Genomic DNA, 13,710 nt, shown 5'->3' on the forward strand with positions numbered 1-13,710 from the left:
GACACGGGGAGAGCCGCACCCGGCGACGGTCCACGCCGCCGAGCGTGCCCCGGTCAGTGGCATCTTCGCCGGGAGCTAACGTTGGTCGGCATGCGACACACACGGACGTACCTCTGGTTGGTGGCACTCGTCGCTCTGATGGTCCTTGCCGCAGGAGCGTGTGAGAACGACTCGACGGCCGGCGACGACGAGGACGAGGAGATGGAGGAGCCCGTAGCCGAGACCGGCGAACCGGGCCCGCCGAAGCAGTCGATCGAGGTCGTCACCGCGGCGGCCACCAAGGTAGAGGACGCCGGATCGTCGGCCTTCGAGCTCATGGGCTCGTCGACGGTCGCCGGCACGTCTGTCGACATCAACGCCGAGGGTGCCTTCGACTACACCGGCGGCGACGGTGAGATGAGCATCACCACCGAGGTCCCGGGCTTCGGTGAGGTCACTCTGGAGGAGCGGGTCGTCGACGGTGTCGTCTACATGGACATCGGCGACATCCCCGGCCTGGGTGCCGTTCCGGGGTTCTCGGGCGGTTGGATCAGCCTCGACGTCAGTGAGGCGTTCGGAACCGACGGTGTCGGGAACACGCTCGGTGCGCAGCCCAGCCCGACCGAGCAGCTCGACCAGCTCCGCGCCGCCGGAGAGGTCACCGAGGTCGGCACCGAGGAGGTGCGCGGGCAGGAGACGACGCACTACACCGCCGTTCTCGACTTCGAGGCACTGCTCGACGAGGGTGTCGACGCCCTCGGCGAGACACTCGGCGCCGAGGACATGGCGTTCTTCGCGGGCCTCTTCGAGGACCTGGGCGGTGGTGACATGAACGTCGACGTCTGGATCAACGACGACGGCTTCCCCGTGCGCTACAGCGCGACCTCGTCGATCGACGTCTCGGGTCAGACGGTCGCGAGCGACATCACGATGGAGTTCTTCGACTTCGGCATCGACGTGTCCCCCGAGGCACCGCCGGCCGACGAGGTCACCTCCTTCGACGATGCCTTCGGCGGTCTCGACATCCCGGGCCTCGGCGGCTCGGGCGGCGACATCGTCCAGGTCCCCGAGGGCATCCAGGACTGACGCCCGACAGGCTGCGGGCCGCGCTTCGGCGCGTAGGCTCGTGCCCATGGCGTCTGCCGAGGTCCGCGAGCCTGTCGAGCCCTCGGAGGGGTGGGGGGTCCTCCACCTCTTCTACGACGTCGACCGCGATCTGGCCGCGGCCGAGCCCGGGGGCGCGAAGAGGTTCGTCGAAGCCGTCGAGCGCCTGATCGACGACGGCCACCGGGTGCACACCTTTCCGATTCTCGGGACCGGCGCGGACCTCGGTGTCATGGCCTACGGGCCCGACCTGGCACGACTTCAGACGTTCCAGGAGGAGCTACGCGCCGCGCCTCTCCAGCCGGCCTGGTCGTTCGTGTCTCTCACCGAGCTGTCGGAGTACACGAGCACCGAGCACGACGAACGGGCACGCCTGGCGGGCGAGGAGGGCCTTCGCGGCGACGCCCTCGAGGAGAAGCTCGCCGTGTGGCGCGAGCGCATCGCGCACTACAACGAACACCGCCTCCACCCCGACCTGCCGCAGAAGAAGCTCCTCTGCTTCTACCCCATGAGCAAGCGCCGGGAGCAGGGCGCCAACTGGTACGAGCTCGGCTTCGAGGAGCGGAAGCGGCTCATGGGTGGCCACGCCCGGGTCGGACGAACCTACGCCGGGCGCGTGCTCCAGCTGATCACGGGATGCACGGGCCTCGACGACTGGGAGTGGGGCGTCACGCTCGTCGCCGACGATCCCGTCGCACTCAAGGACATCGTGTCCGAGATGCGTTTCGATCCCGTCTCGGCGCGCTACTCGGAGTTCGGTCCCTTCTTCGTCGGCCTGATGCTCGATCCTGCCGAGGCCGCCGGGAGAGTCGGGCTCACGTGAGCGAGCACGAGCTGTCGGAGCGGTTCTTCGTGTCGTTCCCCGAGAACCTCGTGGGTCGACCGATGGTCCACGACATGATCCGGCGCTTCGACGTCGTCCCCAACATCCGCCGCGCCAACGTGGAGGAGCACTCCGGGTGGATGATCCTCGAGCTGAGCGGCGAGGTCGAGGTCGTCGAGTCGGCCGTCGCCTGGCTCCTCGACGCCGGCTGCACCGTCAACCGGATGGAGGGCGACGTCGTTGAGGGGTGACCGCCCGCGGGTTGTGCGGGGTGGTTGAGAGGTCGTCCCGACCGGGGGAGTGGTGGGCGACGTCGTTGAGGGGTGACGCGGCCCGCCACCTGACGACCCACCGGCCGGGCACCCGCATCGCCCGGATCGACGGGGTCACGAAACCGCTCAACGTGCCCGTATGGGCTTTCCATCCTGTGGATATCCGGTGGAGAAGCTCCGGAAACCCTGTTTGGGCCTTGTGGAAAGAGCTCCGATGGGGCAGAGTGGTCGAAGCGCCGCGGAGAGTGAATACCCTGGGTGATCGCTCGCCGCGCGGTGGCCGGACCGGCAGCGCACGACGCCCACAGGATCACAGCACCACGGGACACCATGGCCGACGAGCGGACCGGTAGCAGCGACCCCGACGCCTCCCTGCTGGAGAGCGAGAGGCAGTTCCGCATTCTCGCCGAGGCGTTGCCTCTGGGCGTCTACCGGCTCGACCGCGCCGGTCGCATGATCTACGCAAACCGGCACTGGTGCGAGATCAACGGTACCGACTCCTTCGGAAAGGGTCAGGGATGGAGGGCCGGCGTCCATCCCGACGACCGCGAACGAGTCCACCGCGCCGCGCGTCGATCCATCGCCAACAGGACCCTGATGTCGTTGCAACACCGGGTGCTCCGGCCCGACGGCTCGGTGCGCATCACGGCGAGTGACGCGACGCCGATCTTCGAGGACGACGAGTTCCAGGGGTGGGTCGGCACGACACGGGACATCACCGAGCACGCCGAGGCCCTGGCTTTGACGGATCGCCTCGTCGCGATCCTCGAGGCCACACCCGACATCGCCGGGATCTCCGACGCACGCGGGCACCTGACGTTCCTGAACAGGGCGGGTCGTGACTTCTTCGGGCTGGGACCCGACGAGAGTCTCGACGACGTCCCGGCCCGTGACATGGTTCTCCCCGAGGTTCTTTCCGATCTCGAGGTCGATGCCGAGGGAGCCCGGGACCGTGGGCATGGCGGATTCCGGATCGAGACCACGCTGGTGAACCGCGAGGGCGGCGAACTTCCTGTCTCTCTCGTAGGGGTCATCCACCGCGATGACGACGACGTCACCGAGTTCGTCTCTGTCATTGCCCGCGACATCAGCGCCATCCGCGAGGTGCAGGAGGAGCTCGTCCGTCGGGAGGAATGGGCCCGCATCCTGGCTCTCCACGCGGCCGACATGGTCCTCGTCATCGGAGCCGACGGCGTACCGACCTACGTCAGTCCCTCGTGGGCGGGCACGCTCGGGTGGACCGCCGACGACATCGCGCAGCGCAGGGTCCGGGAGGTGTCCGAACCCGCGAGTGTCGCCGCATACGACGCCGCCGTGGCGAAGGCCCTGAGAAAACCGGGTGAGGTCGTTCGGTTCGAGGCTCGTCTTCCCGACACTTCCGGGATACAGCACGACCTCGAGATCGAGTTGACCAACCTCCTGGATGACCCCACGATCCACGGAATCCTCTACAACGGTCGCGATGTGACGAAACGCCGCATGGCAGAACGCGAGCAGGAGCGCGCGCTCGGGACGCTTCGTTCACTGGTCTCCAGCTCACCCGTATCGATCAGCATGCTCGATCGCGACGGCGTCGTCCGGTTCTGGAGTCAGTCGAGTGAAGAGCTGCTCGGTTGGACGGCCGACGAGGTCGTGGGCGTGGGGCCGCCCGGCCCCCACGTTCCTCCCGACGGTGTCACGGCCAGGAACCGGAGCGTCGAGAGGATCCTGACGGGTGAGGTCGTCGTCGAGGATGTTCGTCGGCGGTGCAAGGACGGGTCCTTGATCGACGTCGCCGTCCACGGATCGCCGATACGCGATCCCGACGGCGAGATCACCGCAATCGTCGTCGTCGCCAGCGACATCACGGACCGCAAGCGCGCGGAAGACGCACTCCGTGAGAGCGAGGAGCGTTTCCGGGCTCTCGTGGCGGCGTCGGGCGATCTGACCCTCGTCGTGGATGCAGAGGGGATCGTGTCCTACGTGTCGCCCAGTTCCCTCGAGTTCCTGGGGCTGCGCGAGAAGGACGTCATCGGCCGGGTTCTCGGGGACGACCAAGTGCATCCCGACGACCGCGAACGCGTCTGGGGCGACATGGCCCGGATCATCGACGAGCCGGGAGCGTCGACCCGGTGCGCGTTCCGGAGCCGCAGGGCCGACGGCGAGTTCCGATGGCTCGAGAGCGTCATCACCAACCAGCTCGACAACCCTGCTGTGCGGGGGGTTGTCACGAACTCCTTCGATGTCACAGAGCGCGTCGAAGCGCTGGAGAGTCTGCGCGACACCAACGAGCGCGTTCAGAGAACCAACAAGACCCTGAGCGCCATCGTCAACGGGTCACCCCTTCCGATCGCCGTCGTCGCTCCGAGTGGTGTGGTCGAGGTCTGGAACCCGGCTGCCGAGGCGTTGTTCGGTTGGACCGCCGACGAGGTGGAGGGAGCTCGCGATCCGAGCCTCCCTGAGGGCTTTGAAGCCGAGTTCGACGAGATTCGTCTCAGGCTCGCCAACGGTGAGAGCGTCGACAATCTCGAGACGAGGCGCCGGCGCCGTGACGGCCGTGACGTCGACGTCCTGCTTTCCGCGGCACCCATCGTCGACGAGTCTGGTCGGTCCGCGGCATGGGTCGCGTTGATGGCCGACATCACGGAGCGCAAGAAGGCCGAGGAGGCTGTGCGCGTTGCGGATCAACGGTTCCGCTCACTCGTCCAGAACGCCTCCGACGTCATCACGATCGTCGACGCGGATGCTCGCGTGCTGTTCACAACGACCTCGAAGGACAACAGCTTCGGGTACGACCCCGATGAGATGATCGGGTCGGACATCCACGAGTTGGTCCATCCCGACGATCGAGCCTGGGTTCGCCAGGCATTCGAGAACCGTCTCCGCGAGGGTGGTATCGGCCCCGGCACTCAGCACCGTCTGCTGAGTGCCAGCGGTGAATGGGTCGACATCGAATCGGTCGCGGTCAACCTGCTCGACGATCCGGCAATCGGCGGAATCGTTCTCACGACGCGCGACGTCAGCGATCGCAAGAGGGCCGAGGAGCGACTACGCCAGAGCGAAGAGCGCCTGAGGACCCTCGTGGCGAACGTGTCCGACCTGATCACGGTCGTGGACCGGGTCGGCAACGTGCTCTTCACGTCGGAGACCGACGCCATGGACCTTGGCTACGAACCCGACGAGTCAGTCGGAATGAACATCTTCGACCTCTTGCATCCCGACGACCGGGAACGAGCCGAAGCCGCCTTTGTGCAGCAGATCGGAGCGGAGGGACACGGCCCACCCAACGAGTACCGCATCCGCCGGAAGGACGGCAGCTACCTCGACGTGGAGACCATAGGGCTGAATCTCCTCGACGACCCGTCCATCGGTGGCGTCGTGTTCACGACCCGCGACATCAGCGAGCGCAAGCGGGCCGCGGAGAGTCTCCGACAGAGTGAGGAGCGGTTCAAGGCGCTGGTTCAGAACACGAGCGACGCCATCGCTGTGATCGCATCCAACGGCGACCTTCTCTACGCCAGTCCGAGTACCCGTGAGCTCGTCGGTGACACGACCAGCGCCCCGGAGGTCATGGCGCTGCTCCATCCCGATGACGTCGACCGCGTCGTCGCTGAGTTCACGGCGCTTCGGAGGGAGGGAAAGTTCCGCTCGCTGCAGTTCCGGCTCCGGACACCCGCCGGCTCGACGCGTGTTGTCGAGATGATGGCGGAGGACCACAGTGACGATCCCGCCATCGGTGGTGTCGTCACGACGACCCGCGACATCACCGAGCGGGAGGAGTCCGAGCAGGCGCTGCGCGACAGCGAGGCCCGGTACCGCGCGATCGTCGAGGACCAGGCCGAGCTCATCTGCCGCTGGACCGAGGCGGGCGAGATCACGTTCGCCAACTTGGCCTTCGCCCGGGCGCTCGGAACGGTTCCCGAGAGGCTCATCGGGCGCAACATCTTCGACCTGGCGCCGGGCGACGCCAAGCTCGCGCTGCGGCGCGGGATACAACTCACGGTTCCGGGTCAGACGAGGACCGAGGAGGCTCCGCTCGACATACCCGGCATGTCGCGGCGGTGGGCCCACTGGACGTTGCGGGCCATCAGTGGCCACGCCACCGACGACGAAGGTCACGAGTACCAGGTGGTCGGTCTCGATGTCACCGAGCGCCGCAAGGCCGAGCACTCGGCCGAGCAGCAGTCGAGGATCCTGGAGATGATCGCCCGGGGAAACGACAAGTCAGAGGTCTTCGAGGAGCTGTGCCGGATGCTCGAGGCGGGCATCCCAGACGCGCGGGCGGCGGTGTTCCTCTTCGACGCTGACGTGTCGGAGGTTCAGGAGTTCGTGGCGCCGAGCGTGCCGGAGGAGTACATCCGATTCATACGAGCCGACTTCCAACGCCTCATCACTGATGAGGTACGTGAGCTCTTCCGCGTCATGGAGATCGTCGCTTCGCGTGACTTCGCACGGGTGGCGACCGCAGACACGATCGATTCGGCCCGTGCAGCGGGCATCTTCTCCACCTGGGCGGTCCCGGTGCGCTCAGCCCAGGATGGGGAGCTCCTGGGCACAGTCGCCGTGTTCGACTCCCGGCAGCGCGACCGGAGTGAGAGCGACGAACGTGTCGCGTTGACCGTGGCCAACCTGGTGGCCATCGCAGAGGAACGGGCCCATGCGGAGGCCGAGTTGAGTCACCAGGCTCTCCACGACCCGCTCACCGGGCTTCCCAACCGCGCGCTGTTCATGGACCGGCTCAACCAGTCGCTGGCGAGGTCGCGCCGGGCACGTACCTCGAGTGCCGTGCTGTTCCTCGACCTCGACCGTTTCAAGACGATCAACGACAGCCTGGGGCACGAGACCGGCGACCAGCTGCTCGTCGCCGTGGCCCGTCGCCTGGAGGCCGTCCTCCGTCCCGGTGACACGGTGGCGCGCTTCGGCGGTGACGAGTTCACGATCCTGTGCGACGAGCTGGTCGACCAGCGCGGTGAGGCACTCGAGATCGCCGAGCGGCTGCTCGACGCCATCGTCCGGCCGTTCCCGCTCAGCGGCAACGAGGAGGCGTACCTCACCGCGAGCATCGGGGTTTCCCTCGCCCGTGCCGACGACCGCCCGGGGAGCGTTCTACGGGATGCCGATGCTGCCATGTACCGCGCCAAGGAGGAGGGCAAGGCACGTCACGTCGTGTTCGACGACGCCATGAGGGCGAGCGCGGTGGCGCGCCTCGAGACGGAGACGGCGCTCCACCGGGCCATCGAGCGCGAGGAGTTCGAGATCTTCTACCAGCCCATCGTCTCCCTTCGCGACGCCCGCTGCGCAGGGGCCGAGGCGCTCGTACGCTGGCACCATCCCGAGCGGGGCCTCGTGTCCCCGGTCGACTTCATCAACCTGGCGGAGGAGACCGGGCTCATCGTCCGGCTCGGTGCATGGGTTCTCGACGAGGTGTGTCGCCAGGCCGCCGTGTGGCAGGCCCAGGCGCCCGCCGACGACCCCTTCGTGGTGACGGCGAACCTCTCGGCACGTCAACTCTCGAACGCCGCGCTCGTCGACCAGGTCGCCTCGGCTCTGACCAACAGCGGTGCCGACCCGTCGCGGATCGCTCTCGAGATCACCGAGGACGTCCTCATGGACGACACGGCCGCCGCGATGCAGACGCTGTCCGAGCTCGAAGCGCTCGGCGTGGCTCTCGGTGTCGACGACTTCGGGACCGGCTACTCGTCGTTGGGCTACCTGAAGCGCCTCCCCGTCAGCCTGGTGAAGATCGACCGATCCTTCGTGGCGGGGCTCGGCCGCGACAGCGAGGACTCCGCGATCGTGACGGCTGTGGTGAGCCTTGCCGAGGCCCTCGACATGCAGGTCGTGGCGGAAGGAGTCGAGACGAGCGAGCAGCTCGCCGAGCTGCTGTCCCTCGGCTGCGACCTCGCGCAAGGCTTCTTCTTCGCCCCGCCGCAGCCGGCGGCAGACCTCGAGACCCTCGTGGGCCGTGGTCGCCGGTGGCGGCCCCCGGGATCGTCTCTCATCGAGTCGGTCGACCACCTGGCCAGCCATCGCCGTCGGTCGGCCCCGGGCTCCTGGCGAGGCACCTGAGTCGCACAGGGGTGCCTCCGGGTCTGTTCACACGCCCGTAACAGTCGGGCAGCAGCTCCGAAACAGCGCCGCGCCAGAGTCGCTCCCAACCTGAACGGGAGGTGACCATGGACCTGGACGCGGGCAACACGGCCTGGGTACTCGTCTCCACAGCACTCGTCGTGTTCATGACACCCGGGCTCGCCCTGTTCTACGGCGGCATGGTCCGGTCGAAGAACACGCTGGGCATGCTCATGCAGAACGTCTGGTGCATGGGGCTCGTGAGCATTCTCTGGGCGCTGTTCTGCTACTCGCTCGCCTTCGGCGGGTCCGGTGGGGGCGTCATCGGCAACTTCGACTTCGTGGGTCTCAAGGACATGCAGGGCGGGATGTACGACGACATCCCACTCCTCGCGTTCATGGCCTTCCAGATGACGTTCGCGATCATCACGCCCGCTCTCGTCTCGGGAGCCGTGGCCGACAGGATGCGCTTCGGTGCCTGGGCGTGGTTCGTGGGCCTCTGGGTCGTCCTCGTCTACACCCCCGTGGCCAAGTGGATCTTCGGCGGCGGATGGCTCGCCGAGCGGGGTGCTCTCGACTTCGCCGGTGGCACCGTCGTGCACATCAACGCCGGAGCCGCGGCACTCGTGGCCGTCATCATCCTCGGGAAGCGTCACGGATGGCCCAAGGAGCCGATGCTTCCCCACTCGCTGCCACTCACCCTCATCGGCACCGGGATCCTGTGGTTCGGCTGGTTCGGCTTCAACGCCGGGTCCGCTCTTGCGGCCGACGGTGTCGCCGCCCAGGCACTCGTCAACACCCATCTCGCCGCCGCCGCCGCCATGCTCGGCTGGCTGCTCTTCGAGCGGGTCCGCACCGGCCACGCCACGACCCTGGGCGCCATGTCGGGCGCCGTCGCCGGACTCGTCGCCATCACCCCGTGCGCCGGGTTCGTCGGCGGGGTCTCCCCGATCATCATCGGGTTCCTGGCCGGGGCGCTGTGCTACTTCGCTGTGAGCATCAAGTTCAGGTTCGGCTACGACGACTCGCTCGACGTCGTGGGGATCCACCTCGTCGGCGGGATCGTGGGATCGGTGCTGCTCGGTTTCTTCGCCGACGCGGCCGTGAACCCCAGGGGTGCCGACGGTGTGTTCTTCGGGAGCGGGGGCTGGGGCCTCCTCGGCGAACAGGTCCTCGCCGTGGTGGTGGTGATGGCCTTCTCGGCCGCTGTGACCGCCGTGATCCTCCTGGCGATCCGTGCTGTCCTGCCCGGAGGGATCCGCGTGAGTCCCGACGACGAGTCGCAGGGTCTCGACGTGACCCAGCACTCCGAGAACGCCTATTCGTTCAGCGAGCGTGGGTGATGGCCCGCGCAGGTAGCCTGCCCGTCGACAGGAGGGTGCTGTGAAACTCGTGGTCGGAATCGTGAAGCCGCACAAGCTCGACGACGTCAAGGAGGGCCTCAAGGAGCTCGGCGTGCACGGCATGACCGTCTCGGAGGTCCAGGGTTTCGGTCGTCAGCGTGGCCACACCGAGGTCTACCGGGGCGCCGAGTACACGATCGACTTCGTGCCGAAGGTGCGTGTGGAGGTCCTCGTCGACGACGCCGACGCCGCGTCGGTCACCCGGGCGCTCGTGGAGTCCGCCCGAACGGGCAAGATCGGGGACGGGAAGGTCTGGTCGGTGCCCGTCGACGGCGTCGTCCGGATCCGGACAGGCGAAGAGGGCTCCGACGCAGTCTGAGGCCACTCCACCCGACGCTACGGAACTCAAGGCGACGCGGAGAGGGCTCGTCGACGACGGCTCTCTCCGCGGTGTCGCGTTCGGCTGGGCCTACTCACACGCCGTCGACGACGGCTTCGCACGGCTGTTCACGGCCGCAGCGGATGCCGACGGGGGTGGCGCAGGTGTCGCAGTGGTGGCGCTCGGGTCCTACGCCCGCCGCGAGCTGTGCCCCGGCTCCGACATCGACGTGATGCTCCTGCACGAACGTCGCGGGCCCGACCTGCCCTCTGCGGATGCGCTCTGGTATCCGTTCTGGGACGCCGGCTACGACCTCGGGCACTCCACGCGCTCGGTGAGTGAGGCCGTCCAGGCCGGTGATGAGGATCTCGACTCGCTCACAGCGATGCTCGACGGCCGTCACGTCGCCGGCGATCCCGTCGTGTCGGAGCGGCTCGTCACCGACATCCGCGGGCTCGCCACGAAGCGCCGGCGGCGGGTACTCGCCGAGCTCGCCGACCGTGCGGATGCGCGCGCTCTCGACCCCGGGCCGGTCGCCGAGATGCTCGCTCCCGACCTGAAGTCGGGGTTCGGTGGTCTTCGTGACATCCAGGCGCAGCACTGGTCGGGCTGGACCCTCGGGGCGCCCGGGGGCACGGAGGCACTCGTGGCCGGTGGCTACCTCGAGGCGCACCACCCTGCACAGCTGGCGGGAGCACGCGAGCTGCTCCTCGACGTGCGTGTCGCGCTGCACCGCGTGACCGGCGGGTCGAGTGACCGCCTCGAGCTCCAGGACCAGGACGCCGTCGCCGGGCTCGTGGGAGTCGACAGCGCCGACGATCTGATCGCCGAGCTCGCCGAGGCCGCGCGTGCCGTGGTGTGGATCACGAGCGACGCCCGTGATCGGCTCGCATCCGCGCAGCGCGGGCCGCTCGGCCGGTTCGGGCGCCGAGATCGGACGGCGGCGCCGGGCGTACTCGTGCGTGACGGTCGGGTCACACTGAGCGCCGATGCCGTGGCGGACGGATCACTCGTGCTGCGCGTGGCTGAAGTCGCCGCGGAACGTGGGCTGGCCATCGACCGTGACGCCCTGCAACACCTGGAGGGGGCGTCCCCGCCCGACTGGTCCGACGACGACCGCGAGGCCTTCATCCGGATACTACGAGCGGGTCGTCCGGCCCTGAACGTGTTCGAGGCACTCGACCACTTCGGACTTCTCGTCACCCTGTTCCCCGAGTGGAACCGTGTGCGCTCGCGACCCCAGCGCAACGCGTACCACCGCTTCACGATCGACCGGCACCTTCTCGAAGCCGTCTCGGAGTGTGCCGAGCTCCTCGAGCCGGGTGCGGACGCCCACCACGTCGACCGTCGGGTCGCCGAGAATCTGCAGCGTCCCGAGCTGCTGCTCCTGGCGGCCCTGCTGCACGACATCGGCAAGGGCGGCTCGGGCGATCATTCGGAACGAGGCGCGGACATGGCCGCGGAGGTGTGCCGGCGGATCGGACTCGACATCGAGGGCACCGGTACCGTCGTCTGGCTGGTTCTCCACCACCTGCTCCTCGCCGACGTCGCGACGCGACGCGACCTCACCGAGGAGGCCACGATCGCCACCGTCGCGAACCTGGCCGGAACCGTGAACAGGCTCCGACTCCTCTACCTCCTCACGATCGGCGACTCACGTGCCACGGGGCCCTCCGCGTGGGGGCCCACCAAGGCGTCGCTCGTACGCGAGCTCTTCGTGAAGTCGGCTCTCCTCATCGTTCGCGACGAGGCCGGTAGCGGACGCGCCGGAGAGGCACGGCGTGCCCTCGCGGAGAGGATCGGGGAGGCCGACGCCACAGCGTTCCTCGATGCGATGCCGTCGAGCTACTCGCTGGCGTTCGACGCGTCCGCCATGGAACGGCACCGGGCGCTCATGGCCGGCGAGTCGGTGGCCGTCGACGTCGCGAGGGGCACCGACGGCCTTCTCGAGTTCTCGGTCGTGGCCTCCGACCGGGCGGGGCTGCTGTCGCTCGTGGCCGGCGTTCTGACCGTGTCGGGCCTCGACATCAGGGAGGCGTCGGCCTTCACGCGGTCCGACGGCGTGGCTCTGGAACTGTTTCGGGGGGCCGACCGCTTCGGGCGCTTCGAGGAGGAAAATGGTGTCGACAGGGCGCGTGATCTGCTACGCGATGCGCTCACCGGCGATGTCGATCTCGACGCTCTCGTCGTCGAGCACATGGCGCGCTACGGCAGCGGCGACGACACGGGCAGCCCGGCCCAGATCGTCATCGACCTCGAGGCCTCCGACTTCGCGACGGTGGTCGAGGTGCGCGTCCCCGACCGGATCGGGATGCTCTACGAGCTCACGTCGGCGTTGGCCGACCTCGGCCTCGACGTCACTGTGGCCAAGGTGGCCACGCTCGGCGAGGAGGTCGTCGACACGTTCTACGTCGTGGATCCCGAGATCGGGAAGTTCACGCATCCGTCGATGCTCGAACGTGTGCACGAAGTGTTGGAGCACCGCACGGCCGGCGGGACCTACGCTCACCGGCGATGACCGGAACGCACGACACCTCGCCCGGTCCGCGGTCGTCGGGTGGCGCCTTCGATGCCGTCTCGGGTGCGGATCTGCTGCGGTGGGCCGAGGCGTTGTCGGGCATCGCCCGGACCGGTCTCGGCTTCACCGAGAGCCTCTACGAGAAGGAGCGCTTCGAGGAGATCCTCCGGATCGCCGCCGACATCCGAGTCGCCGCACTCGAGGAGGCGGAGGGCGACGCCCTCTTCGAGGACTGGCTCACGACCGTGGGGGAGGGTGTCGCGGGCTACGTCACGCCGAAGGTCGCCGTGGCCGCCGTGGTCGGGAACGACGACGGCGAGATCCTTCTCACCCAGCGTGCCGACTTCCCGGTCTGGCTCTACCCGGTCGGGTGGGCCGACGTCGGCTACTCGCCCGCCGAGATCGCCGTGAAGGAGGTACGCGAGGAGACCGGGATCGAGGTGGAGGTGAAGGCGCTCATCGCCGTGTTCGACAGTCTTCGTCTCGGGTTCGGTCGGATACCGCTCTACTCCCTCGTGTTCCACTGCGACGCCATCGGCGGAGAGCTCACCGCCCACCCGTTGGAGACCCGCGACGTCGGCTTCTTCGCCCGCGACTCGCTCCCGCAGCCCCTGGCGGGCGGTGAGCACTGGCTGGACGTCGCCTTCGACGCCATCGGAGGTCACAGCCGCGCGACGGTCTTCGACCCACCGCGCACACCGCCGTGGCGCGGCGAGCCCGACGATCGATGACGCCGCCCGCTCTCGCCGCCGTGGCGTTGTGGCCGATCTCCGCCGAGCTGGTCCGTGCCCTCGACGAGCGCCTCGGGTTCCCGGTCGACAGCTATCTCAACGGGTCCCAGACCTGGCTGGCCCCCGCCGACGAGGCCGACGCGGAGCCGGTGCTGGAATGGCGCCTCCACCCCGTGGCCGGATTCCGTCAGCCGGCCGGCTGCGGGCACCACGACCTCTGGGACGCCGTCGTCGGGGAGCTGGCCTCCGGTGCGGACCCGGGCGCCCTCTCGCTGGGCGACGAGCGACGCGCCCTGTCGACCCTCTGGGACGGGCTCGAGTGCTTCGCCCCCTACGACGACGCCCCCGAGCCCGCCACGCTCGCCGCCGCGACGGGTCGGCGGCTCGGGCTCGCCCCCGAGGGCGCCGGCCTCGTCGATCACGAATCCGTCGGCGACGCCTGGGAGCAGGCACGGGGCGACGTGTCGATCATGGCGCTCCTGCGGGAGCAACTCGACACGGGCCGGTAGTCCC

8 protein-coding genes and 1 pseudogene are annotated in these 13,710 nt (G+C 68.5%); all 9 read left to right on the forward strand.

What is annotated here, in order from left to right:
- Positions 1-90: 90 nt before the first annotated feature.
- On the forward strand, positions 91-1,065 hold the full coding sequence (locus R3A49_13595) for a hypothetical protein (protein ID MEZ5171758.1): 975 nt from the start codon (positions 91-93) through the stop codon (positions 1,063-1,065).
- A 46-nt stretch (positions 1,066-1,111) separates the two neighbouring features.
- Positions 1,112-1,906 (forward strand): chlorite dismutase family protein, encoded by a 795-nt coding sequence (locus tag R3A49_13600; GenBank protein ID MEZ5171759.1) that lies wholly within the window; start codon positions 1,112-1,114, stop codon positions 1,904-1,906.
- Positions 1,903-2,157: an NIL domain-containing protein gene (locus R3A49_13605; GenBank protein MEZ5171760.1), complete on the forward strand. Its 255-nt coding sequence runs from the start codon at positions 1,903-1,905 to the stop codon at positions 2,155-2,157. Before R3A49_13600 ends, R3A49_13605 begins: the two co-directional genes overlap by 4 nt.
- Positions 2,158-2,508: 351 nt before the next feature.
- Complete coding sequence (locus R3A49_13610; protein ID MEZ5171761.1) at positions 2,509-8,226, forward strand: PAS domain S-box protein; 5,718 nt, start codon at positions 2,509-2,511, stop codon at positions 8,224-8,226.
- Between the two features lie 107 nt (positions 8,227-8,333).
- Entirely contained in the window at positions 8,334-9,569 is a 1,236-nt protein-coding gene (locus tag R3A49_13615) for an ammonium transporter (GenBank protein ID MEZ5171762.1), read from the forward strand.
- Positions 9,570-9,609: 40 nt separating this feature from the next.
- Positions 9,610-9,948 (forward strand): P-II family nitrogen regulator, encoded by a 339-nt coding sequence (locus R3A49_13620; GenBank protein ID MEZ5171763.1) that lies wholly within the window; start codon positions 9,610-9,612, stop codon positions 9,946-9,948.
- 118 nt (positions 9,949-10,066) lie between these two features.
- Positions 10,067-12,466: pseudogene (gene glnD, locus R3A49_13625) on the forward strand ([protein-PII] uridylyltransferase).
- Entirely contained in the window at positions 12,463-13,197 is a 735-nt protein-coding gene (locus R3A49_13630; protein MEZ5171764.1) for an NUDIX hydrolase N-terminal domain-containing protein, read from the forward strand. Before glnD ends, R3A49_13630 begins: the two are co-directional and overlap by 4 nt.
- The gene (locus R3A49_13635) at positions 13,194-13,706 is read left to right on the forward strand and encodes a hypothetical protein (GenBank protein ID MEZ5171765.1); all 513 of its coding nucleotides are present in this window, start codon (positions 13,194-13,196) and stop codon (positions 13,704-13,706) included. Before R3A49_13630 ends, R3A49_13635 begins: the two co-directional genes overlap by 4 nt.
- The last annotated feature ends 4 nt before the right edge of the window (positions 13,707-13,710 follow it).

Source organism: Acidimicrobiia bacterium (genome assembly GCA_041394025.1).
GTDB lineage: Bacteria > Actinomycetota > Acidimicrobiia > IMCC26256 > JAOSJL01 > JAOSJL01.

What these genes read in the sequence shown, in the direction of transcription:
- R3A49_13595 (MEZ5171758.1), top strand. Translation starts at nt 91, where the DNA reads ATGCGACACACACGGACGTACCTCTGGTTGGTGGCACTCGTCGCTCTG.
- R3A49_13600 (MEZ5171759.1), top strand. Translation starts at nt 1,112, where the DNA reads ATGGCGTCTGCCGAGGTCCGCGAGCCTGTCGAGCCCTCGGAGGGGTGG.
- R3A49_13610 (MEZ5171761.1), top strand. Translation starts at nt 2,509, where the DNA reads ATGGCCGACGAGCGGACCGGTAGCAGCGACCCCGACGCCTCCCTGCTG.
- R3A49_13615 (MEZ5171762.1), top strand. Translation starts at nt 8,334, where the DNA reads ATGGACCTGGACGCGGGCAACACGGCCTGGGTACTCGTCTCCACAGCA.
- R3A49_13630 (MEZ5171764.1), top strand. Translation starts at nt 12,463, where the DNA reads ATGACCGGAACGCACGACACCTCGCCCGGTCCGCGGTCGTCGGGTGGC.
- R3A49_13635 (MEZ5171765.1), top strand. Translation starts at nt 13,194, where the DNA reads ATGACGCCGCCCGCTCTCGCCGCCGTGGCGTTGTGGCCGATCTCCGCC.